General features: G+C 67.5%; 19 protein-coding genes. 14 read left to right on the top strand and 5 right to left on the bottom strand.

The window, feature by feature from the left end:
• The first annotated feature begins 163 nt into the window (after positions 1-163).
• The 9 genes from ACCQ13_RS18535 to hglS all read left to right on the top strand — a co-directional run bounded on the left by ACCQ13_RS18535 (position 164) and on the right by hglS (position 6,866).
• A complete protein-coding gene (locus ACCQ13_RS18535) occupies positions 164-967 on the top strand; it encodes an N-acetylmuramoyl-L-alanine amidase (RefSeq protein WP_104603795.1) in 804 nt (267 codons plus the stop codon).
• 247 nt (positions 968-1,214) lie between these two features.
• On the top strand, positions 1,215-1,862 hold the full coding sequence (locus tag ACCQ13_RS18530) for a M15 family metallopeptidase (protein WP_104603813.1): 648 nt from the start codon (positions 1,215-1,217) through the stop codon (positions 1,860-1,862).
• Positions 1,863-1,929: 67 nt separating this feature from the next.
• Entirely contained in the window at positions 1,930-2,127 is a 198-nt protein-coding gene (locus ACCQ13_RS18525) for a CPXCG motif-containing cysteine-rich protein (RefSeq protein WP_104603794.1), read from the top strand.
• A 71-nt stretch (positions 2,128-2,198) separates the two neighbouring features.
• A complete protein-coding gene (locus tag ACCQ13_RS18520) occupies positions 2,199-2,576 on the top strand; it encodes a hypothetical protein (protein ID WP_104603793.1) in 378 nt (125 codons plus the stop codon).
• Between the two features lie 224 nt (positions 2,577-2,800).
• Positions 2,801-3,175 carry an EF-hand domain-containing protein gene (locus tag ACCQ13_RS18515; RefSeq protein WP_159407735.1) on the top strand — a complete coding sequence of 125 codons (375 nt, stop codon included), beginning with the start codon at positions 2,801-2,803 and terminating at the stop codon, positions 3,173-3,175.
• 256 nt (positions 3,176-3,431) lie between these two features.
• Complete coding sequence (locus ACCQ13_RS18510; RefSeq protein ID WP_372372430.1) at positions 3,432-3,818, top strand: EF-hand domain-containing protein; 387 nt, start codon at positions 3,432-3,434, stop codon at positions 3,816-3,818.
• A gap of 37 nt (positions 3,819-3,855) precedes the next feature.
• Positions 3,856-4,614, top strand: a complete 759-nt coding sequence (locus tag ACCQ13_RS18505; RefSeq protein ID WP_104603791.1) for an HAD family hydrolase — start codon at positions 3,856-3,858, stop codon at positions 4,612-4,614.
• Positions 4,615-4,722: 108 nt separating this feature from the next.
• On the top strand, positions 4,723-5,352 hold the full coding sequence (locus ACCQ13_RS18500) for a hypothetical protein (protein ID WP_104603790.1): 630 nt from the start codon (positions 4,723-4,725) through the stop codon (positions 5,350-5,352).
• A gap of 146 nt (positions 5,353-5,498) precedes the next feature.
• Positions 5,499-6,866: a 2-oxoadipate dioxygenase/decarboxylase HglS gene (gene hglS / locus ACCQ13_RS18495; RefSeq protein ID WP_104603789.1), complete on the top strand. Its 1,368-nt coding sequence runs from the start codon at positions 5,499-5,501 to the stop codon at positions 6,864-6,866.
• A 97-nt stretch (positions 6,867-6,963) separates the two neighbouring features.
• On the opposite strand, the gene ACCQ13_RS18490 is transcribed toward hglS, so the two are convergent.
• The 3 genes from ACCQ13_RS18490 to ACCQ13_RS18480 form a co-directional block, all read right to left on the bottom strand.
• Positions 6,964-10,104, bottom strand: a complete 3,141-nt coding sequence (locus ACCQ13_RS18490) for an efflux RND transporter permease subunit (protein WP_372372318.1) — start codon at positions 10,102-10,104, stop codon at positions 6,964-6,966.
• 139 nt (positions 10,105-10,243) lie between these two features.
• Complete coding sequence (locus ACCQ13_RS18485; protein WP_104603787.1) at positions 10,244-13,492, bottom strand: efflux RND transporter permease subunit; 3,249 nt, start codon at positions 13,490-13,492, stop codon at positions 10,244-10,246.
• Between the two features lie 94 nt (positions 13,493-13,586).
• Positions 13,587-14,825: an efflux RND transporter periplasmic adaptor subunit gene (locus ACCQ13_RS18480; protein WP_104603786.1), complete on the bottom strand. Its 1,239-nt coding sequence runs from the start codon at positions 14,823-14,825 to the stop codon at positions 13,587-13,589.
• Between the two features lie 468 nt (positions 14,826-15,293).
• Here ACCQ13_RS18480 and ACCQ13_RS18475 point away from each other — a divergent pair, with 468 nt between their 5' ends.
• Both ACCQ13_RS18475 and queF read left to right on the top strand, forming a co-directional pair.
• Positions 15,294-16,601, top strand: a complete 1,308-nt coding sequence (locus ACCQ13_RS18475; protein WP_104603785.1) for a M20 family metallopeptidase — start codon at positions 15,294-15,296, stop codon at positions 16,599-16,601.
• 154 nt (positions 16,602-16,755) lie between these two features.
• A complete protein-coding gene (gene queF, locus ACCQ13_RS18470; protein WP_104603784.1) occupies positions 16,756-17,571 on the top strand; it encodes an NADPH-dependent 7-cyano-7-deazaguanine reductase QueF in 816 nt (271 codons plus the stop codon).
• A 68-nt stretch (positions 17,572-17,639) separates the two neighbouring features.
• Here the strand turns inward: queF and rho are convergent, their stop codons facing one another.
• Both rho and trxA read right to left on the bottom strand, forming a co-directional pair.
• The gene (rho, locus tag ACCQ13_RS18465; RefSeq protein ID WP_372372317.1) at positions 17,640-19,493 is read right to left on the bottom strand and encodes a transcription termination factor Rho; all 1,854 of its coding nucleotides are present in this window, start codon (positions 19,491-19,493) and stop codon (positions 17,640-17,642) included.
• Between the two features lie 218 nt (positions 19,494-19,711).
• Positions 19,712-20,053 (bottom strand): thioredoxin TrxA, encoded by a 342-nt coding sequence (gene trxA / locus ACCQ13_RS18460; protein ID WP_104603782.1) that lies wholly within the window; start codon positions 20,051-20,053, stop codon positions 19,712-19,714.
• 197 nt (positions 20,054-20,250) lie between these two features.
• Here trxA and rhlB point away from each other — a divergent pair, with 197 nt between their 5' ends.
• From rhlB to ftsX, 3 genes are all read left to right on the top strand, one after another.
• A complete protein-coding gene (rhlB, locus tag ACCQ13_RS18455; RefSeq protein WP_104603781.1) occupies positions 20,251-21,960 on the top strand; it encodes an ATP-dependent RNA helicase RhlB in 1,710 nt (569 codons plus the stop codon).
• 75 nt (positions 21,961-22,035) lie between these two features.
• Positions 22,036-22,722, top strand: coding sequence for a cell division ATP-binding protein FtsE (ftsE, locus tag ACCQ13_RS18450; protein WP_104603780.1), 687 nt, complete (start codon positions 22,036-22,038; stop codon positions 22,720-22,722).
• Entirely contained in the window at positions 22,719-23,669 is a 951-nt protein-coding gene (ftsX, locus tag ACCQ13_RS18445) for a permease-like cell division protein FtsX (RefSeq protein WP_104603779.1), read from the top strand. Before ftsE ends, ftsX begins: the two co-directional genes overlap by 4 nt.
• The last annotated feature ends 2 nt before the right edge of the window (positions 23,670-23,671 follow it).

Genomic DNA, 23,671 nt, shown 5'->3' with positions numbered 1-23,671 from the left:
TCCACGGATGCGTCGCTGGTAGGTGCACACTCCAACCGTGCCCATGCCACGCGTCGCGCGATTGCCCGCGTCGGCGACAACTCGGCGGATAATGGCCCGGCCATGGCAGTCCCGTTGGGCAAAGACAGCGCAGGCCTGGGTACCCACTGCAAGGAGAACACCGGTGTCGCCAACCTTCCATCTGTCCTCATCGGCCTGGCGACGGGGAGCGGTGTGCGCGCTGGTGCTGTCGCTGGCGGCCTGCGCGCACGCACCCCAGCGCAATCCGCTGGCGCAGTGGGTGCCCTCGCCCAACTACGATGCACGGCGGCCGATCCTGATCGTGTTGCATTTCACCGACCAGCAGTCGGTGCAGCAGAGTCTGGCCACACTGCGCGGGCGCAACGCCGGTGGACGGGTCAGCGCGCATTACCTGATCGGCGAGGATGGGCAACGCTATCAACTGGTCGCCGACGACCAGCGCGCCTGGCACGGCGGCGCCGGCCGCTGGGGCAGCATCACCGATATCAATTCGGCCTCGATCGGCATCGAGCTGGATAACGACGGCAGCGAGCCATTCGCGCCGGCGCAGATCGACAGCTTGCTGGTCCTGCTGGACGACCTGTGCACGCGGCTGCGCATTCCGCGCACCCAGATCGTCGGTCACGAAGATGTGGCCCCGACACGCAAGAACGATCCCGGCCCGCTGTTTCCGTGGAAGCGCCTGGCCGAGGCCGGCTTCGGCCGCTGGCCTGCCGCCGATGCCCCGCCCGCGCCGCCAGGCTTTGACCCCTGGCAGGCTCTGGCACTGCTGGGCTACAGCGTGGACGACCGCGCTGCCGCGCTGCGGGCGTTCCATCATCACTATCGCGGCAACAGCGCCAGCACGCTGGATGCGGAGGATTTGCGCATCCTGCAGGCCTTGAGCCAGCCGACGCCGGGTGGGCGGCCGGTCGCGATTCCCGATGCAGGCGCCGAGATTCCGTAGCCTGGGCTGGTGTCGATCGATGCGTTGATGCGCGTGCCGTGGCGTGGCGTGGTCCGACACCGCTGGCTGTGCCGCACGATGCCGGCACACGCCGCCTGGCGAGGTGGTTGCCCGACCACTCGAATATTCTGTGCGCATGACAGCATTCCATGCATCCAGCGACGTACCGCTGCTCCTTGCCCCACGACGACACCTGCGGCACTGGTGCTTGGCCGTGGCGTGGGCCGCCTGTATCTGCGGCAGCGCGATGGCGACGCCGGTGATCTCGCCGGCCACCACGCCGGCGCAGGCGGGGTTGATCGACGTCGCGACCCTGGCGCCAGGCATCGCGGTGGACATGCGCTACGCCACAGACGACAACTTCACCGGGCAGGTGGTGCCCGGCTATGGCGCGGCGCGTTGCTATCTGCTGCGGCCGGCCGCCGATGCGTTGGTGCGGGTTGCGCAGGCGCTGAAGGCGCAGGGGTACCGGCTGCAGGTGTTCGATTGTTACCGGCCGGTGCGGGCGGTGCGGGCATTCGTGGCGTGGGCCGCAGACCTGCAGGCGCAATCGACCAAGGCGCGCTATTACCCGCGCGTGGACAAGCGCGCGCTGCTCGGTCACTACATTGCAGACACCTCTGGACATAGCCGTGGCGCAACGCTGGATGCCGGCTTGCTGGAGTGCCGGCGGTCGCCCTGCCGGCCGGTGGACATGGGCACCGGGTTCGATTTCTTCGACCCACGCGCGCATACCGATGCGCCAGATCTCGACGCGGCGCAGCGCGCCAATCGCCAACGCCTGTTGCGCGCCATGGCCGCCGAGGGATTTGCCAACTACCCGATGGAATGGTGGCACTTCACCCTCAGACCGGAGCCGACGCCGCAGACCGCCTACGATGTGCCGGTGGAATGAGGGCGATGCCGACCCGGCATGCTCGTCGCGGCGCCGCGGCGCCGTTTCACCCGACCCAGGAATCGCCATGACCGACCCTGAACGCTTCATCGATATTGCCTGCCCGTATTGCGGGGAGTGGATCACCCTGGCCCTGGATCTCAGCGGTGGCGATCAGCACTACATCGAAGATTGCCAGGTGTGCTGCAAGCCGATCACGGTCACCGTGCAATGGGACGAGGAGGGCGAGGCGCAGGTAACCGCGCGCGGCCAGGACGACACCTGACGATGCGCACGCAAGCCGACGCCGACGCCGCCAGCCGCTAGACTGGCGCGCCTGTCGCCTGGATCGTCACGATGAATCTGCCCCTGCACTTCGGCTTGCTTGGTTCGCTGGAAGCCGGCCTGATCGCGCTGGTCCTGGGCATCGTCCTCTTCGCCCTGGTCGAGCGCGGCGGCCGACGGCTGCAGTTCAACCAGGGCCATACGCTGGGAACGGCCTGCCTGCTGGCGGTGGCCATCGGTGCCGGCTACGACCTCTGGAATCTCGTCTACACCAGCATCGTGCGGCTCGAGTCGCCGTTGTATGCGCGGTTGGCCCTGGCACGCATCCACGATCCGAACGAATTGGGATCGCGGGTGGTACTCGAAGTGGCCGGCGCCATCGCCGGTGTCGTGGTGGGTTGGGAAATATTCAGTTCCGACCGCTGGGATGGCGACGCACCCGCTGCCTGAGGCAAGGCCGTGAAACGCGGCCTGGTTCTCAGAAATCGCGGCGATGAATGCATCGCTTCGGTTTGACTCACCAACGGCTAACAGGCGGCTAGGCGTAAACGCCGATGCGGTGGTTAAAAGGATGTTTTTCGCCGAATCCTGCCGGTCCGACGGTTCATGCGCGCTGGGTAGGGTGGTGCCATGTGCGGCGACACCGCTCATGCCCATACCAAGGAGACCACCCAATGAAGAACCGCAATCGCACCTCGCTATTGGCCGCCACTGCCGCCCTTGCCGCCGCCCTGGCCTTGCCGGCCATGGCGCAAAGCGCTCCGCAGGACGCCGCAGGCCAGCCGGCCAGTGCGGCCCAGGCGGGTAGCTCGGCCACGTCGGTGCAGGCTGCCGGCGGCAGCTCTGGCGGTGGCCAGACCTGGGCCAGCGTGGATACCGATAGCGATGGCGCCATCAGCAAGCAGGAAGCGCAGGTCAATGCGGGCCTGGCGCAGATCTTCGACCAGGCCGATGGCGACACCGACGGCAAGCTGACCCCGGACGAGTACAAGGCATTCGTCGCCAAGCAGCAGGGCGCTGCGGGGGCAGCCGGTTCGCAGGGGAACTGAGCGAATCAGCAAGCGCGGCGCGAATCGCCAGACCATCGCACGCGTCGTGCGATGGCAGGCCAGTTGCATGAGCGCTGGCAGTGACAGGATGGAGCATCGGGAGCGACCTGCCAGGGTCGCTCCCGTTTTTTGTGGCGAGCCTGCATGGCGCAGTCTTGACGGGCGCTGCGATATCGTCTCCAGCATGTCCTCGCTGCCCACTCCCCCGTTGCTACGCGGTGTACTGCTGGCGGCGCTGATGAATTCCTGGCCCCTGGTGGCGGCGCCTGTGCAATCGTCGCCGGCCGATGCGCCGCCGGTGCCGCCTGCCCAGCCGACGACCAACAGGCCGGCGATGTCACCGCTGCCGATTGCCCCGCCGGCCCCGGCGGCGACCCCCTTGCTGCCCGTCGGCCCGGCCGGGCTCTCCAGCGCAAAGGGCGGTGCCGAGCCATCGGGAACGCCGCCGGACGGTACGCTCGCCCCGCGCAGCTTCCGTAGCCTGGACAGCGATGCCGACGGCTCGCTGACCCCGGCCGAGGCCGGCGCAGATCCGATCCTGCGCGAGAACTTTGCCGGGTTCGACAGCAACGGCGACGGCCGCCTGTCGCGCGATGAGTTCGCCGCGTACCAACCTGGGCCAGGCGACGCCGCAGGTGATTGAGCGCAGCGGCGCTGCGGTGCGCTGCTAGACTTGCGCGATGACCCCGATTGCACAGCGCGACGGCCAGGCGATCCAACTGGTCGGCTTCGACGGCGACGATACTCTCTGGAAGAGCGAGGATTACTATCGCAGTGCCGAGGCGGATTTCGAAGCCATCCTGGCACGCTACCTCGACCTCGGCGACAGCCGCATGCAGCAGCATCTGCTGGCGGTGGAGCGGCGCAACCTCAAGGTGTTCGGCTACGGCGCCAAGGGCATGACGCTGTCGATGATCGAGACGGCGATCGAGTTGACCGACGCTCGCATCGAGGCGCGCGATATCCAGCGCATCGTCGAGATCGGCCGCGCCACCCTGCAACATCCGGTGGAGGTGATTGCCGGTGTACGCGAGGCAGTCAGCGCCATTGCCGCCGACTACGCGGTGGTCCTGATTACCAAGGGCGATCTGTTCCACCAGGAGCAGAAGATCGAACAGTCCGGGTTGACCGACCTGTTTCCACGCGTGGAAGTGGTGTCCGAGAAAGACCCCAGGACCTACGCACGCGTGCTGGGCGAATTCGACCTGCCGGCGCAGCACTTCGTGATGATCGGCAATTCGCTGCGCTCGGACGTGGAGCCGGTGCTGGCGATCGGCGGCTGGGGCATCTACACCCCGTATGCGGTGACCTGGGCACACGAGCAGGAGCATGGCGTGGCGGCCGACGAGCCGCGCATGCGCGAAGTGCCCGATGCCGCCGGCTGGCCGGCGGCGGTGTGCGCGCTCGATGCCCAGGCCCGGCAGCAGGCGCCGAGGTGAGCCAGGTGGCGGCCATCGCGCACGTCATCGCGCCGCCGTCGGCCAGCCAGCCGCTTCCGGCCTGACGGAGCAGGGCCTGCCAGAGCACGGCCTGACAGCGGCACGGGCATGCGGCATCATCGGCGCATGCCCGTGCCACGTTCCTCACTGCTGCGATCGCTGCCACTGCTGGCGGCGTTGTGGTTGCCCACGCTGGCGGCCGCGCAGACCGGCGCCGTGCCGGCCGGTGCAGTGGAGGTTGCCGCCCCAGCCCGACAACCGGCGTCGGCGGCGACGCCTGGCACCGGCGATGCGTGGGTGGACCAGCATCTGGCCGACATGGGCAGCTACGCGCAGCGCTATCCGGACAGCTTCATCGACGAGGTGGCGCGCTATACCGGCACGCCGCGCGCCTACGTACAGGCGTTGCTGCAGGTACACGGCTGGCACGCCGGCGATCTGTATTTCGCCTGCTTCTGGGCGCAGACGGTGCAGCTGTCCTGTCGCGACAGCGTGCGCGCCTACAGCCGCGATCACCATGACGGCTGGGAGGGCGTCATCACCCGCCTGTCGGTGGAGCCGGATAATGCGCACCTGCGCGCGCTGCGGCACGCCATTGTTGCCAGCTACGACCGCTGGGAACGCCCGATCACCCTGGACGCGCTGTTGCGTCGCCAGCTCGGTGACTACGCACAGCGGCTGGAGGCCGCACGCGAGGCCAGCGAGGCGGCCGAGGCGGCGGTGCAGGCAGGGCTGTAGCGCCGCAGGCTGTGCAGCGTGCGCGCACCGGCTGTCTGCGCGCCAACACGCAGTGGCGATGCTGCCGTGCAGCTGGTCGCCGCAGGGCGTGGTCGGCGAGAATGCGGGCAACGTCGGCATCCGCCGGCTCCTGCCAAGACCCGTCCATGCGCGATACCGTGTTTGTCTCTCCCGATCACATCCGCAGCCTGTTCGCGCAGGCCATGTCAGACATGTACCGCGCCGAGGTGCCCCTGTACGGCAACCTGATGGCGCTGGTGGCGCAGGTCAACGCGCAGACGCTGCAGGCCGATGCGGCCCTTGCACTGCGCTTGCAGCGCAACGACGAGCGCGCACGGCTGGATCTGGAGCGGCATGGTGCGATCCGCGTGGGCACTGCGGAAGAACTGGCCACCTTGCGCCGGTTGTTCGCGGTGATGGGGATGCACCCGGTGGGCTATTACGACCTGTCGGTGGCTGGCGTGCCGGTGCACTCCACCGCGTTCCGGCCGATCGACGAGGCCGCGCTGTCGGCCAATCCGTTCCGCGTGTTCACCTCGCTGCTGCGGCTGGAGCTGATCGAAGATGCCAGCCTGCGCGCGCAGGCCACGCAGATCCTCCAGCAGCGGCAGATCTTCACCGCCGGCGCGCTGCAGTTGATCGCGCAGTGCGAACATGCAGGCGGGCTGGATGCGGCCCAGGCGCAGCAGTTCGTGGCCGAAGCGCTGGAAACCTTCCGCTGGCATGGCGATGCGACGGTGTCGCTGCCGACCTACCGCGCGTTGAGCGATGCGCACAAATTGATCGCCGATGTGGTCAGTTTCCACGGCCCGCACATCAACCACCTGACCCCGCGCACGCTGGACATCGATGCGGCGCAGGCGCAGATGCAGCAGGCCGGTATCGATGCCAAGGCGGTGATCGAAGGGCCGCCGCGGCGGCGGGTGCCGATCCTGCTGCGCCAGACCAGTTTCAAGGCGCTGGAAGAACCGGTGCGCTTTGTCGGCGATGGCGGGCAGCCGGAGCATGGCACGCATACCGCACGCTTTGGCGAGATCGAACAGCGCGGGCTTGCGCTCACGCCCAAGGGCCGCGCGCTGTACGACGCGTTGCTGGCACAGGCACGCGATGCCGATGGCGCCGGCAGCACCGGCACCGATTACGCCACGCGCCTGCAGACCGCCTTCGTGGCCTTCCCCGACGACGAGGCGTTGCTGCGGCAGGAGGGCCTGGGCTATTTCCGCTATGCGCTCACCGAGGCCGGCCGCGCCGACCCGGCGCAGGTGGCGGCCATGCCGGCGGAGACCGCCATCGCGCTCGGCCTGGTCAGCGCCGACCCGATCGTCTATGAAGACTTCCTGCCGGTCAGTGCCGCCGGCATCTTCCAGTCCAACCTGGGCGGCGCCGAGCAGCGCGCCTATGCCGCACACTCGAGCCAGCGCAGCTTCGAGCAGGCGCTGGGCGCGCAGGTGCACGACGAATTCGCGCTGTATGCGCGGCTGGAACGCGACTCCTTGCAGGGGTTGCTGGCGTAGCCGGCGCGGCGCACGGCGGCCGTGGAAGACGTCTCGACGCTGGTGTCCTGTGCAGCGGCGTAAGACGGTGACAAGGCGCCGCGGTCACCGCCGTTGATCACTGCATCTGCGCCGCCGGACGACGCGCTGCCGCGCGCTCGGCCCGCTGCGCGCGCTTGCGGGCGCGACGTGCCTTCCAGCGTTCGCTCAGGCACGAGAAAATCACATACAGCGCCGGGGTGCTGAGCAGGGTCAGGCTCTGCGAGAACACCAGCCCGCCGATCATGGCGATGCCCAGCGGGCGACGCAGTTCCGAGCCTTCGCCCAGGCCGACCGCCAACGGCACCGCTGCCAGGATCGCCACCATGGTGGTCATCATGATCGGGCGGAAGCGCACGATCGAGGCCTCGCGTGCGGCCGCGCGCGCATCCATGCCATGCACGCGCTGCGCCACCAGCGCGAAGTCGATCATCATGATGGCGTTCTTCTTGACGATGCCGATCAGCAGCACCAGCGCAATCATCGAGATCACCGACAGCTCGGTCTTGGTGAGGAACAACGCCAGCAGCGCGCCGACACCGGCGGCCGGCAGCGTGGACAGGATGGTCACCGGGTGGATCAGGCTCTCGTAGAGCATACCCAGGACGATATAGACGGTGAGCACCGCCGCCAGCAGCAGGATGCCCATCGAGTTGGGGCTGAGCTGCACGTTGAAGCTGTCGTCGCCGCTGAGGCGGATGCCGTCGGGCATGCGCAAACCGTCCACGGTGGACTTGATGATGAGGTCCGCTTCGCCCGTGCTCACCCCGGGAGCCAGGTTGTAGCTCAGGTCCATCGTGGTGTACTGGTTTTCGTGGATGATCTGCGGCGGCGCCAGGCCGGGGGCCTGGGTGGCCACCGCGGTGATCGGCACCATCTGGCCGGCCCGGTTGGGCACGAAGATCTGGTCCAGTGCCTTGGGAGTGGCGGTCTGCGACGGCAACGCATTGACCACCACGCTGTACTGGATGAGATCGGAATAGATGGTGGAGATGGAGCGCTGGCCGAATGCGCCGTACAGGGCGCCATCGATCGCGCCGACCGTAATGCCCAGCCGCGCTGCCTTGGCACGGTCGATCACGATGTTCTGGCGCAGGCCAGCGCTATCGACGTCGGTACCCACATCGCGCAGGCGCGGATTCTTCTTCAGCGCGGCCTGCAGCTTGGGCAACCATTCCTGCAACTGCGCCAGGTCGTTGCCCTGCAGTGACACGCGGTATTGCGCGCCCTGGCTGGTGCCGCCGCCGCCGTCGCTGGGCAGGTCCTGGATGGCGCGCAGGCGCAGGTCCAGGTCCGGGTAGCGGTCGGCCTTGGCGCTCAGCCGCGCGACCACCTGTGCGGTGGTGTCGCGGCGGCCTTCGCTCCGTTTCTTCAGCTCGATATTGAACGAGGCGCTGGAGCCCTGGCGGCCGGAGCCAAGCCGGGCACCGACGGTCTTCACCGCCGGGTCGGCCATCAGCATGTCGGCGATGCGGCGCTGGCGGCTGACCATGTCGGCAAACGACACCGTGGCGCTGGAATTGGCACGGCCCCAGATCAGCCCGGTGTCCTGCGCCGGGAACGAGCCCTTCTTGACCGCACCGCCCAGGAACACGGTGGCGGCGATCAGCAGCAGCGGCGTCAGCGACAGCAGCAGCGCGTGGCGCAGCGAGAAGTCCAGCGCCACCGTGTACACGCGCAGCATGCGCTCGTGCATGCGGTCCAGCCAGGCGCCGACGCGGCCAGGTTGTTCCGGCTCGGTATGGGCGGATAGAAAGCGGCTGCAAAGCGCCGGGGTCAAGGTCAGCGACACCAGCATGGACACCACGATCGCCGCCACCAGGGTGACGGTGAATTCGCGGAAGAACGCGCCGATCATGCCGCTGGCAAACAGCATCGGAATGAACACCGCCACCAGCGAGGCGGTGATCGAGACGATGGTGAAGCCGATCTCGCGTGCACCGGTCAGCGCGGCCTCCAGGCGCGGCATGCCTTCGTCCAGGTGGCGCATGATGTTTTCGATCACCACGATCGCATCGTCCACCACGAACCCGATCGCAATGACCAACGCCAGCAGGCTGAGATTGTTCAAGGTGAAGCCCAGCACGTACATCACCAGCGCCGAGCCGGCCAGCGACAGCGGCACGGTGACGGCGGCGATCAGCGTGGGCGCCAGCCGGCGCAGGAACAGCGCCATGGTCAGCACCACCATCGCCAGCGAGATCATCAACGTGGCCTGCACCTCGTGCAGCGAGGCGCGGATGGTGGGCGTGCGGTCGAAGTAGGGCGTGAGTGTGGTGCCGGGTTGCAGGTAGGCGCGCAGCTCGGGAATCTGCGCCTTCACCTGGTCCACGGTTTCCACGATGTTGGCGCCGGCGCGGGTGAAGGCATACATCACCACCGCCGGTTTGCCGTCGAACCAGGCCGCCTGGTAGGCGTCCTGTTGGCCGTCGTAGACGGTGGCTACATCGCCCAGCCGCACGATGCGCACGTTGGATTGGGTGGAGATCGCCAGCTGCGCGAAATCGGCGGCCTTGGCCACCGAATCGTTGGCGATGATGGCCATGGTGCTGTTGCCATCGGACAGGAAACCGGTTGGCGAAGTGACATTGGCCGCGCGCACCGCGTTGCGCAGATCGTCCGGGGTCAGACCCAGCGCATTGAGCGCGCGCAGGTCCACGTCCACGCGCACCGCCGGGGTGGAGGCGCCGGCGATGTCCACCGAGCTGATGCCGGTGATCTGGCGCAGCCGCTGTGCCAGCAGCGAGTCGGCCAAGTTGTACAGCTCATCGGCCGATTGCGTGTCCGAGGTCAGTGCGATGGCGATGACCGGGTCGTCGTTCGGATTGGCCTTCTGGTACATCGGCGTGCCAAGCCCGGACGGCAGGTCCGATTGTGCCGCGTTGATCGCGGTCTGCACGTCCTGCGCGGCCGAATCGATGTTGCGGCTGCTCTGGAACACCATGAACACCAGGCTGCTGCTCTCCGAACTGGAAGAGTGCATGCGGTCGATACCGGGCAACTGGCCCAGGTGCCGCTCCAGCGGCGCGGTGACGGTGGACGCCATGGTGCTGGCATCGGCACCGGACTGCGTGGCATGCACGAAGATCACCGGAATCTCGATGTTCGGCAACGCCGCCACGCCCAGGCGCAGGTAGCACATCACTCCGATCACGAACAAACCGATCGCCAGCAGCGAGGTGCCGATCGGGCGCTTGATGAAGGGCGCGGAGATGTTCATGGCTGTGGCGCCGGGAATCGGGAATCGGGAGTGGGGAATCGGTAGAGGCCAAAGCCAAATCCACGGCAGCTGCCACGCGTGCGTGCGGGAAATCGATGCTGCGGGCAGGCGGACCGGTCAGCGATGAAGCTACCGGTCCTCATGCCGGGCGCCCCGAGGTCGGTGCCGGATTCGTGCCGTCACGGCGTGCCGCACGCCGCGCGCGCCAGGCGCGCAGGCGCTCGCCGGCGCGTTCCATGTACAGGTAGATCACCGGGGTGGTGTACAGCGTGACCAGCTGCGACAGCAGCAGGCCACCCACGATCGCGATGCCCAGCGGGCGGCGCAGTTCCGAGCCGATGCCGGTGCCCAGCGCCAGCGGCAACGCGCCCAGCATGGCGGCGGCGGTGGTCATCATGATCGGGCGGAAGCGCAGCAGGCAGGCGCGCCGGATCGCGTCGTGCGCGTTGGCGCCGTCGCGTCGTGCCTCGATCGCGAAGTCGATCATCATGATGGCGTTCTTCTTGACGATGCCGATCAGCAGCACGATGCCGACGATGCCGTCCACCGACAGGCTCAGCCCGCACATCATCAGCGCCAGCAATGCGCCGACGCCGGCCGGTGGCAGCGTGGAGATGATGGTCAGCGGATGGATGTAGCTCTCGTACAGCACCCCCAGCACGATGTAGATCACCACGATCGAGGCCAGCAGCAGCCACACGATGTCGGTCTGGCTGCCGGTGAATTCGGCCGCCTTGCCGACGAACTGCGCATGCACCTGGGTGGGAATTTTGAGCGCGTCGCGCGCCTGTTCGATCGCCGCCACCGCCTGCGACAACGAGTGCCCCGGCGCCAGGTTGAACGAGATTGTCACTGCCGGCAGCTGCTGCTGGTGGCTCACCACCAGCGGCGTGTTGGTGACCTTGGCCTGTGCCAGCGAGGCCAGCGGAATACTGCTGCCGGCACCGACCACGATGCCGGTGTTCTGCGCGCCCACGCCGGTGGCGGTGGACGAATTGGACGAGGTGACCTGGCCGAAGCTGGTGGCATTGGTGCCGGTCAGCGCGCCACTGCCGTTGCTGGCCACCGCCAGCTGGTTCATCAGCGCGGTGCTGCTGCGGAATTCCGGCGCCACTTCCAGCACCACCCGGTATTGATTGAGCTCGGTGAAGATGGTGGAGATCTGGCGCTGGCCGAAGGCGTCGTACAGCGTGTCGTCGATGGTCTGCATCGGCACGCCGAGCATGCTGGCCTTGTCGCGGTCGATGGTCAGCTCCAGCGCACGGCCCTGGTTGGCCAGGTTGTTGTCCACGTCGGCCAGCTCGGGCAGCTTGCGCATCGCCTCGGTCATGCGCCCGGCCCAGGTGGCCAGCTCGGTGCTGTCCACGTCCGATAGCGAATACTGGTATTCGGTAGCCGCCACGCGGGTGTCCAGGGTGACGTCCTGCACCGGCTTGAGGAACAGCGCCACGCCCGGGATGCCGGCCACGGCCTGTTGCAGGCGCGGCAGCACCTCGTCCAGGCCGTCGCGGTCGCCGCGCGTCTTCAGCACGATGGAGAGCTGGCCCTGGTTGAGCGTGGGGTTCATGGTGCCGGCGCCGATAAAGGCCGCCACGCCGGTCACCGCCGGGTCTTTCTGCAGCGCCGCCGCCACCGCCTGGGTGCGCGCTTCCATCTGCGGGAACGCCACGTTCTGGTCGGCCTGCACCACCCCGGTGATGAGGCCGGTGTCCTGCTCGGGCAGCAGGCCCTTGGGAATGGCCACGTACAGCACCACCGTCAGCGCCACCGCGCCGATCGCCACCGCCAGGGTCAGTGGCTGGTGGGCCAGCACCCAGTCCAGGCTGCGCTCGTAGCTGCCCACGGTGCGCGTCCACAGGTTGGTCTTGCCGGCGGCCGCGGCGCGTTCGTGCGCGTCCTCGCCTTCGGGTAGCGCATCGGGCTTGAGCAGGTAGGCGCACATCATCGGTGTCAGCGTCAGCGACACCAGCATCGAGATCACCACCGCGATCGACAGCACCCAGGCAAACTCATGAAACAACCGTCCGGTGACGCCAGGCATCAGCAGCAGCGGCAGGAACACCGCCACCAGCGACACGGTCAGCGATAGCACGGTGAAACCGATCTGCCTGGCGCCGATCTCCGCCGCTTCCGGCCCGCTCTTGCCCTGTTCGATGTAGCGCACGATGTTTTCGATCATCACGATCGCATCGTCGACCACGAACCCGGTCGCCACCACCAGCGCCATCAGCGACAGGTTGTCCAGCGACATGCCGGCAAAGGCCATCACCGCAAAGGTGCCGGCCAGCGACAACGGCACTGCCACCGAGGGAATGATGGTGGCCCACAGCCGGCGCAGGAACACGAAGATCACCGCCACCACCAGCGCGATGGTCAGCACCAGGGTGAACTTCACTTCATGCACCGAGGCGCGGATGGTTTCGGTGCGGTCGGAAAATACCTCCAGGTGCACGTCGGCCGGCAGCACCGCCTGCAGCTGCGGCAGGATGCTGCGGATCTGCTCCACCGTCTGCACGATGTTGGCGCCGGGTTGGCGGCGGATTTCCAGCAGCACGGCCGGCTTGCCATCGGCCCACGCAGCGAGCTGATCGTTCTCCACGCCATCGACCACCTTGGCCACGTCGGCCAGCCGCACCGGGCGGCCGTTGGCGAAGCTGATGATGGTGTCGCGGTACTGCGCCGCATTGGTCAGCTGGTCGTTGGTGCCGATGCTGTAGGACTGGGTCTTGCCGTTAAGTGAGCCCTTGGGCGCGCTGACATTGGTCTGGGTCAACGCGCTGCGCAGCGACTCCATGGTCAGGCCCATGTTCGACAGCTGCGCCGGGTTGACCTGGATGCGCACCGCGGGGCGCACGTTGCCGGCGATCGACACCAGGCCCACGCCCGGCACCTGCGACAGGCGCTGGGCCAGGATCGCATCGGCGTAGCGGTTGACCTCGCGCAGCGGCAGCGAATCGGAGGTGAGCTTGAGGGTGAGGATCGCCGCATCGGCCGGATTGACCCGGTTGTAGACCGGCTGGTACGGCAACGACGAGGGTAGGGTGGCCTGGCGGATCGCCGCCTGTACGTTCTGCGAGGCGATGTCGATATCGCGGTCCATCGAGAACTGCAGGATGATCGTGGACAGGCCCGCCGACGAATCGGAGGTCATCATCTGCAGCCCGGAGATCTGCCCGAACTGGCGCTCCAGCGGCGTGGTCACCAGCGAGGCCATGGTGGTCGCATTGGCGCCGGGATATTGAGTGGTCACTACCAGGCTGGGCGCATCGATTTCCGGCAGCGCCGATACCGGCAGTTGCCGGTAGCCCAGGATGCCCAGCAGCAGGACGCCCGCCATCAACAGTGAGGTGGCGATGGGGCGGCGGATGAAGATGGTCGAAAAGCCCACGGGGGGAGTCCTTGCTGAAGACGTCAATCGGTGCCGGCGCGCAGGGCGCCGACGCGCACTGGCAACGGGGCGTCCCGTCGCCAGTGGTCAGGCATTAGCGCGGGCCGCCGCCACGACGGCCACCGCCGCCGCCCTTCTGCTTGTCCTGCGCGGCCTTGAGTTCGGCCTCGGTCGGCTCCGGCGGCGTTTCGCCCGGCTTGAGCGCGCTGACCTTGCTGCCCGGCTTGAGCCGGAACTGGCCTTCGGTGACCACGCGCTCGCCCGGCTTGAGGCCTTTGGTGACCTGCACATGGCTGTCGTCCAGTTCCACACCCTGCACCACGGTGCGCATCTGCGCGGTGCTGTCGCTGCCCACCACGTAGACGTAATCGCCGTCCGGACCGCGCTGCACGGCCTGGGTCGGCACCACGGTACCGTTGGAGATGGTGCGCAGCTGCAGCCGCACGTTGACGAACTGGCCCGGCCACAAGGCGTTGTCGGTGTTGTCGAAGATCGCACGCGCGCCGAAGGTGCCGCTGTCGGCGGCGATGCGGTTGTCGATCACCTCCAGCTTGCCGCCGCCGCTGATGACATGTGCATCGCCGCGGTCCAGCGCCGCCACGCCCAACGGCGCCGCCGCCTGGCCGCTGCGCACCGCCTGCAGCTCGCGTTCGGGCAGGTTGAAGGACACGTAGATCGGGCGGACCTGGGTCAGCGTCACGATGGTGGAGGTGGTAGTGACGATATTGCCCACGTCCACGCCGCGGATGCCGGCGATGCCGTCGATCGGCGCGGTGACGCGGGTGAACTGCAACTGCACCTGCGCCGAGCGCATCTGCGCATCGTTGGCGGCCACCGCGGCCTCGTACTGCGCCACCTGGTTGCGCTGGGTGTCCAGATCGGTGCGCGAAACGTATTGCTTGTAGGCCGGGTCGTTGGAGCGCTGGTAGTTCACCCGCGCCGTCGCCAGCAGCGCCTGGTTCTGGCGCTTGGCCGCCAGCGCCTGGTCGTAGCTGGCCTGCAGCGTGCGCGGGTCGATCTGCGCCAGCACCTGGCCCTTCTTCACTTCCTGGCCTTCCTTGAAGTTCAGGCTCATCAGTTGGCCACCGACCTGCGGGCTGACCGTGACCGTATTGAGCGCGGTCACCGTGCCCAGCGCGCTGGCGTAGACAGGCACATCCTGGCTGGTCGTGGCCACCACCGTCACCGGAACCGGGCCGGCGTCTTCGTTGCCATTGCCGTCTGCTGCACCTGCCGGCTTGCCCCGGCTATTTCCGCCCACCATCCGCACGGCGACGAACACAACCACGAGCACTGCGAGCACCAACAGTGCGATCTTCCAAAAACGCGACATGCGACAACTCCTGATGGCGGGCCGGGCGCTGGGAGCGACCGTGGGGCGGCGTTGCGAAGCATATCGTTGCGCCCGGGAGATTGAGCGTTACTGAAGTAACGGCTTGCCTTGCGAGACCGCCACAACGTTCACTTCTGCGACGGGGCGGGAACGCGCGGCGGTGGCAACGGTTGACCAGCGTGCTGAATCCGGACCCACTACCCGCCCACAGAGGGGGGCGCAGCAGCGGCCACGCGCCCGCCGACTGCCGCCAATTGAACCGGCTCGGCAGTCGGGTCCCGGTCAGCGCCGACTCCGCGTAGGTGCCCGGCAACTGCCGGCCCCGACACGCCGGCGCGCCATCGCCGCCCCGGTCGCGCCCAAGTGGGCCAGCCTGGGTCTGGTTACCCGGGACGTGGCCTGCGTCGCATGGCGAGACCTGGTTGCCCAGGTACACTACAGTGCAAGGAGTTCATTTAAGGATCGTCGATGCGCCACTCCTGCCTGTTGTCCGGCGTGCTGTTGCTCGCCCTGCCCCTGCTTGCCCCTGCGCAGACCGCGCCACGCCCGGAGGTGGCCACCGTCGCCGCCACGCTGCAGCCCAAGGTGGTGCAGTGGCGGCGCGACTTCCACCAGCATCCGGAACTGTCCAACCGCGAAGAGCGCACCGCCGCCACCGTGGCCGCGCAGTTGCGCAAGCTGGGCCTCAAGCCGCGCACCGGCATCGCGCACCATGGCGTGGTGGCGATCATCAAGGGGGGCAAGCCTGGCCCGAAGATCGCCCTGCGCGCGGACATGGACGCACTGCCGGTGACCGAACAGACCGGCCTGCCGTTCGCCTCCAAGGCCACCGCCGAGTACCGCGGCGAGCAGGTCGGGGTGATGCATGCCTGCGGCCACGACGCCCACACTGCCATCCTGCTCGGCGTGGCCGAAGCGCTGGTGGGCATGCGCGACCAGTTGCCCGGCGAAGTGATGCTGATCTTTCAACCCTCCGAAGAGGGCGCACCGGGCAACGAGGAGGGCGGTGCCTCGCTGATGTTGAAGGAAGGCCTGTTCGCCGACTTCAAGCCGCAGGCGGTGTTCGGCCTGCATGTGTTCTCCAGCGTGCAGGCTGGCAAGATCGCGGTGCGCAGCGGCCCGCTGATGGCCGCGTCGGATCGCTTTGCGATCAAGATGATTGGCCGCCAGACCCATGGCTCGGCCCCGTGGAACGGCATCGACCCGATCGTGGCCAGCGCCGACATGATCTCCACCGCGCAGACGGTGATTAGCCGCCGCGCCAACCTGTCCAAGCAGCCGGCGGTGCTCAGCTTCGGTGCGATCAAGGGCGGCATCCGCTACAACATCATTCCCGACGATGTGGACATGGTCGGCACCATCCGCACCTTCGATGAGGGCATGCGCCAGCAGATCTTCGCTGACTTGAAGAACGTGGCCGAGCACACCGCCGCCGCGCACGGCGCCAAGGTGCAGGCACAGGTACCGGACCAGCCCGGCAACCCGGCCACCGTGAACGACCCCGCATTGACCGCCCGGATGCTGCCCAGCCTGCAGGCGGTGGTGGGCGCGGACAATGTCTACGAGCCGCCGTTGCAGATGGGCGCGGAAGACTTCTCGTTCTACGCCCAGCAGGTGCCGTCGATGTTCTTCTTCGTCGGCTCCACTGCCAAGGGCATCGACCCGGCCACCGCGCCCAGCAATCACTCGCCGCAGTTCCTGCTGGACGAGTCCTCGCTGGATGTGGGTTTGCGCGCGTTGTTGCAGGTGTCGCTGGATTATCTGCAGCAGGGTTAATCGGGAATCGGGAATCGTCTGCGGCTGGACGATTCCCGCTTTCGGTTGAGATGTGCGGCTAGGTGATGAGCCAGGTGGCGAGGTGTCCGTCGGTCCCGTCTATCCGACCTCGCCATACACCTCACGGCCAGCACGAACGGCCTAAAATGGCCGGATGAATACCCCTGAAGAGTCCACCCTTGGTCGTGAGGTCGCTTATCCCAGTGGCTACGATCTGTCGCTGCTGTTTCCGATTCCGCGCGCGGCCGGGCGCGCGGCGATCGGTCTGGCCGGCGCGCTGCCCTTCATCGGGCGTGACCGTTGGCATGCCTACGAGCTGAGCTGGCTCGATGCGCACGGCAAGCCCTGTGTCGCCACGGCGACCTTGCATGTGCCCTGCGACTCGCCTTCGCTGATCGAATCCAAGTCGCTCAAGTTGTATCTGAATTCGCTCAACGCCACCCGCTTCAATAGCGCCGAAGCCGTGCGGACCCGCATCGCCACCGACCTGTCCACGCGGGCTGGTGCCGATGTGGTGGTGGAATTCGGCCTGCCGCCGATCGACGCGGTGGGCGAGGGCGAGTCCATCGATGCGCTGGATATCAGCATCGACGATTACGGCCCGCCCAATGCTGCGTATCTGCATGCCCACGCCGGGGCGGCGGTGGAGGAAGTGCTCACCTCTGCCTTGCTCAAATCCAACTGCCCGGTCACCGGCCAGCCGGATTGGGCCAGCCTGAGCCTGCGTTATCGCGGTGCGCCGATCGACCGGGAGGGCTTGCTGCGCTACCTGGTCAGTTTCCGCGACCACGCCGAATTCCACGAGCAGTGCGTGGAGCGCATCTTCAACGACCTACTGCAGCGGTGTGCGCCCGAATGGCTGGTGGTCGAGGCGCGTTACACCCGTCGCGGCGGATTGGATATCAATCCGTTGCGCAGCTCGCCCGGCGTGCCCTTGCCGCTATCGATCTTCCGCGACCTGCGCCAGTAATCGGCAGTTGCGTACATAAGAAAGCCCCGCGATGCGGGGCTTTCCTGCAACGATGACGCAGAACCGAATCAGCGCTTCATCGAACTGAAGAACTCGTCGTTGGACTTGGTGGTCTTCATCTTGTCCAGCAGGAATTCCATCGCGGCGATCTCGTCCATCGGGTGCAGCAGCTTGCGCAGGATCCAGATCTTCTGCAGCAGCTCCGGCTCGATCAACAGATCTTCGCGGCGGGTGCCCGAACGGTTGATGTCGATCGCCGGATACACGCGCTTTTCGGTGATGCGACGGTTCAGATGCACTTCGCTGTTGCCGGTGCCCTTGAACTCTTCGTAGATCACCTCGTCCATCTTGCTGCCGGTTTCCACCAGCGCCGTGGCGATGATGGTCAGCGAGCCGCCTTCTTCCACGTTACGCGCCGCACCGAAGAAACGCTTCGGGCGATGCAGGGCGTTGGCGTCCACACCACCGGTGAGCACCTTGCCGGAACTGGGCACCACGTTGTTGTAGGCGCGCGCCAGGCGGGTGATGGAGTCGAGCAGGATCACCACGTCCTTCTTGTGCTCGACCAGGCGCTTGGCCCGCTCGATCACCATCTCGGCCACCTGCACGTGGCGCGCAGCCGGCTCGTCGAACGTGGAGGAGATGACCTCGCCGCGCACGGTGCGCTGCATTTCGGTCACTTCTTCCGGGCGCTCGTCGATGAGCAGCACGATCATGTGCACTTCGGGATGATTGGTGGTGATGGCCGTGGCCACCTGCTGCATCATCATCGTCTTGCCGGCCTTGGGCGGGGAGACGATCAGCGCACGCTGACCCTTGCCCTGCGGCGCCATCAGATCCAGGATGCGGCCGGTGATGTCCTCGGTGGACCCATCGCCACGTTCCAGCCGGAAGCGGCGACGCGGGAACAGCGGGGTCAGGTTCTCGAACAGCACCTTGTTCTTGCTGGCTTCCAGCGGCTCACCGTTGATGGTGTCCACGATCGACAGCGCGAAATAGCGCTCGCCGTCCTTGGGGAAGCGGATGCGGCCGGACAGGTGATCGCCGGTACGCAGGTTGAAACGGCGGATCTGGCTGGGCGAGATATAGGTATCGTCCGGGCCGGCCAGGTAGCTGGCTTCTGCAGCGCGCAGGAAGCCGAAGCCGTCGGGCAGGATTTCCAGCACACCGTCGGCGGCCACGCCTTCGCCATGACGGGTCAGCACTTTCAGCAGGGCGAAGATCACGTCCTGCTTGCGCGCGCGGGCCACGCCTTCCTGGATGTTGAGCTGGTCGGCGATATCCAGCAGCTTCTGCGCCGGCATGCGCTTGAGGTCGCTCAGCGAATAGACCGGGAAGCCCTCGGGCACGGCCGGGTGCGGGCGCGCCACGAACGGCTCGTTGCTGCCGTCGGAGGACGGCATGCCACCGCCGTCATTGCCGAAACGGTCGCGCGGGCCGCGGTCGCGGCGGTTGCGGAAGCGGTCGCGGCGATTGCCCTGCTGGTTCTGGCCCTGGCCCTGCTGGTGCTGGCCGCCGTTCTGGCCCTGGTTCTGGCCCTGGTTCTGGCCCTGGTTCTGGCCCTGGCCCTGGCTTTGCGCCTGATTCTGGTTCTGCTGTTGCTGCGCCTGATTGAAGCGCTGCTGCTGCGACTGGCCGCCCTCGCGGGGCTCGCCCTGTTCGCCGCCCTGGTGGGTGCTGGGCGCACTGCTGCTGGTCGCTGCGCCATCGCCGGACGTCTGCGCCGATTCGGCAGCGCGCGACGGTGCTTGCGGGGCGCGGGGCGCGTCGGGTGCGGGGCTGGCGGGCAAGGGCAGGTTGGGTTGCTGCGTGCCGGCATCGTCGTGGGCGACGGCGGTCTTGCTCGCGCGCGGCTTGCGCACGCGCTTCTCGACGGGAGCGTCGACGCTGCTCCCGGTATCGGAGGAAGGATGATCGGACAAGTGCGTGATTCCTCGCTAAGGTGCGAGCGCCCAGCTAGGGGGCGAACTATTGGTAGATGGGAGTCTAGAAGAGCTTCTAGAGGGGTGCGGCGGCGCACGAACGTGTGCCGGACCCACTGACACTATCACCGCTGCGCGCAACCGCGCAAGCACTGGCTCAGGCCGGATTTAACCGCCGGCGAACCGCGCCGGGCGCCCAACGCCGGGCGCCCGGCCACTCAGGCGACGGCACCGCCGAGGGTCTTGTCGATCATCTGGGTCAACTGGCCCTTGCCGACCGCCCCGATCTGGGTGGCCTGCACCTGACCATCCTTGAACAGCAGCAGCATCGGAATGGAGCGCACATGATATTTGATGGCCAGGGCGCGGTTCTGGTCTACATTGACCTTGGCAACCTTGAGCCTGCCCTGGTAGGTGTCGGCCAGATCGTCCAGCACCGGGGCAATCATCTTGCACGGGCCGCACCATTCGGCCCAGAAATCCACCAGAACCGGTTCGCCCGATTGCAGTACCGCTGTCTCGAAGTCGGCATCGCCGACATGTTGAACCTTGTCGCTCACGTTGGGTCTCCTGGAAACCAAACGGCCCACCCGATCGGGCAGGCCGCCACATTGCGTTAAACTGGGGCATTGCGCGACTGAATCAAGAGTCACTTCTGAAGCCGCGCTGTCCGCCACAAGAGCCGCAGTTTGCGACGCTGTCGGCATTGATGCAAGCCGCGCCCGGGCTGCCCAGGGCGCCTTATGAAGACGGAATAATGAGCGACAAACCGCTGACTGATTTGACTTTTTCCTCGTTCGAGCTGCATCCGGCGCTGGTCGCCGGGCTGGAGAGCGCCGGGTTCACCCGCTGTACCCCGATCCAGGCGCTCACCCTGCCGGTGGCCCTGCCCGGCGGTGACGTCGCCGGCCAGGCGCAGACCGGCACCGGCAAGACGCTGGCGTTCCTGGTGGCGGTGATGAACCGCCTGCTGAGCCGCCCGGCGCTGGCCGACCGCAAGCCGGAGGACCCGCGCGCGCTGATCCTGGCGCCCACCCGCGAGCTGGCCATCCAGATCCACAAGGATGCGGTCAAGTTCGGCGCCGAGCTGGGGCTGCGCTTTGCGCTGGTCTACGGCGGGGTGGACTACGACAAGCAGCGCGAGCTGCTGCAACAGGGCGTGGACGTCATCATCGCCACGCCGGGCCGGCTGATCGACTACGTCAAGCAGCACAAGGTTGTCTCGCTGCACGCCTGCGAGATCTGCGTGCTGGACGAAGCCGACCGCATGTTCGACCTGGGCTTCATCAAGGACATCCGCTTCCTGCTACGGCGCATGCCCGAGCGCGGCACCCGCCAGACCCTGCTGTTCTCGGCCACCCTCAGCCACCGCGTGCTGGAGCTGGCCTACGAGCACATGAACGAGCCGGAAAAGCTGGTGGTGGAGACCGAGACCATCACCGCCGCACGGGTGCGCCAGCGCATTTACTTCCCCTCCGACGAAGAGAAGCAGACGCTGCTGCTGGGCCTGCTCTCGCGCAGCGAAGGCGCGCGCACCATGGTGTTCGTCAACACCAAGGCGTTCGTGGAGCGGGTGGCGCGCACCCTGGAGCGTCATGGCTACCGGGTGGGCGTGCTGTCGGGCGACGTGCCGCAGAAAAAGCGCGAGTCGCTGCTCAACCGCTTCCAGAAGGGCCAGCTGGAGATCCTGGTGGCCACCGACGTGGCCGCGCGCGGCCTGCATATCGACGGGGTCAAGTACGTCTACAACTACGACCTGCCGTTCGATGCGGAAGACTACGTGCACCGCATCGGCCGCACCGCGCGCCTGGGCGAGGAGGGCGATGCGATCAGCTTCGCCTGCGAGCGCTACGCAATGAGCCTGCCGGACATCGAGGCCTACATCGAGCAGAAGATCCCGGTCGAGCCGGTGACCTCCGAATTGCTGACCCCGCTGCCGCGCGCGCCGCGCACGCCGGTGGAAGGCGAAGACGCCGACGCCGACGCTGGCGACAGCGTGGGCACCATCTTCCGCGAGGCACGCGAACAGCGTGCGGCCGATGAAGCCCGCCGTGGCGGCGGTCGCAGCGGTCCGGGCGGTGGCGGTTCGCGCAGTGGTGGCGGTCGTCGTGAAGGCGGCAGTGCCGATGGCAAGCCGCGTCCGCGCCGCAAGCCGCGGGTGGAAGGCGAGGCGGCTGCAACGCCCGCCGCCGCACCCGTGGTAGCGGCAGCGGCCGAACAGGCACCCTCGACGATCGTCAGCGACGCCGAGCGCGCGCCGCGCAAGCGCCGTCGTCGTCGCAACGGCCGGCCGGTCGAAGGGGGCGAGCCGGTCGTGGCATCCACGCCCGTGCCGGCACCCGCCGCGCCGCGCAAGCCCACCCAGGTGGTCGCCAAGCCGGTGCGTGCCGCAGCCAAGCCGGCCGGCAGCCCGTCGTTGCTGAGCCGGATCGGACGCCGCCTGCGCTCGCTGGTGTCGGGCAACTGACGTCCGGGCGAAGCAATCGCATCGCCGGTGGTCGGCGATGCGACGCAAGCGCTGGCGCTCCGGCATAATCGCTGAATGACCGTTCTGCGTTTCGACAACGTCAGCAAGCACTACGCCGGTGGCCACCAGGCGCTGACCGAGGTCAGCTTCGAAGTGGCCGATGGCGAGATGCTGTTCGTGACCGGCCACTCCGGCGCCGGCAAAAGTACCTTGCTCAAATTGATCCACCTCAGCGAGCGGCCCAGCCACGGCACGGTGCTGCTGGGCGAGCGCAACCTGCTCAAGGTGCGTGGCCGGCAGATTCCGCTGCATCGCCGGCAGGTGGGTGCGGTGTATCAGGACCACCGTCTGCTCAACGACCGCAGCATTGCCGAGAACGTGGCGCTGCCGCTGATCCTGCGTGGCACCCGCCGCGCCGAGATCGGCAAGCGCGTGCGCTCGGCGCTGGAACGCATCGGCCTGGCCCATCGTGAGAAAGCCTTGCCATCGCAACTCTCCGCCGGCGAACAGCAACGCGTGGGCATCGCCCGTGCCATCGTCGGCGAGCCGCGCCTGCTGGTGGCCGACGAACCCACCGGCAACCTCGACCCGGCCCTGGCCGCGGAGATCATGCAGCTGTTCGCCGAACTGCCTGCCCGCGGCACCAGCGTGCTGGTGGTCAGCCACGACCTGGCGCTGCTCAAGCAGATGCGCAAGCGTGTGCTGATCCTGGACCACGGTCGCCTGGTCGACGACATCTCGCCGCAGGATCTGGCCGAATGAGCAAGCTTGCCAATACCGAAGCGGTGGCACCCTCGCGCGTTGGCGTTTGGGTCGACCACCATCTGCACAGCATCGCCTTCAGCCTGGGCCGCGCGATGCGCAAGCCATGGGCCACCTTGCTGACCATCGTGGTGATGGCCTTGGCGTTGGCACTGCCGCTGGGGCTGTCGATCGCGCTGGACAACGTCAAGCTGCTGGCTGGCAGCGTGCAGCAGTCGCGCGAGATCAATCTGTTCCTGAAGGTGGATGTGGCTGCCGATGCGGCGCAGGCGCTGGCCGGCCAGCTGCGTGCGCGCCCGGACGTGGCACAGGTCACCGTGCGCACGCCGGCGCAGGGGCTGGCCGAGCTGCGCGAGAGCGCCAAGCTGGACGAGGCGATCGACGTGCTGGGCGACAACCCGCTGCCCACGCTGCTGGTCGTGACCCCGGCCGACGCCACCGACGATGCGCAACTGGCCGGCGCCTTGCAGGCGCTGCCGCAGGCCGACCAGGTGCAGCACGATGCGCTGTGGCGCAAGCGGCTGGATGGCTGGCTGCACTTCGGCGAGCGCCTGGTGCAGGTGCTGTCGGCGCTGCTCGGCATCGGCGCGGTGCTGGTGGTTGGCAACACCGTGCGGCTGGACATCCAGTCGCGGCGCGAAGAGATCGGCGTGCTGCAGCTGCTCGGCGCCAGCGACGGCTTCATCCGCCGCCCGTTCCTGTATCTGGGCGCGTGGTATGGCCTGGGTGCTGGCGCGGTCGCGCTCGCCTTGATCGCCGCATCGGGCCTGGCATTGCGTGCGCCACTGGCCACGTTGGCCGATAGCTACGGCAGCTCCTTTACGCTGCACGGGCTGGATCTGCTGCATTCTGTGACGGTGCTTGTCGGTACCCTGGTCCTGGGTTGGCTGGGGGCCTGGCTGGTCACCGGCCACTTCCTCCGCCAGACCCGTCCCACCGAGACCTGAGG

It is taken from the genome of Xanthomonas sp. NCPPB 1638 (assembly GCF_041475635.2).
Classification (GTDB): domain Bacteria; phylum Pseudomonadota; class Gammaproteobacteria; order Xanthomonadales; family Xanthomonadaceae; genus Xanthomonas; species Xanthomonas cucurbitae.
Note: the sequence above shows the minus strand (reverse complement) of the source record. Positions and strands in the feature narration are given on the sequence as shown.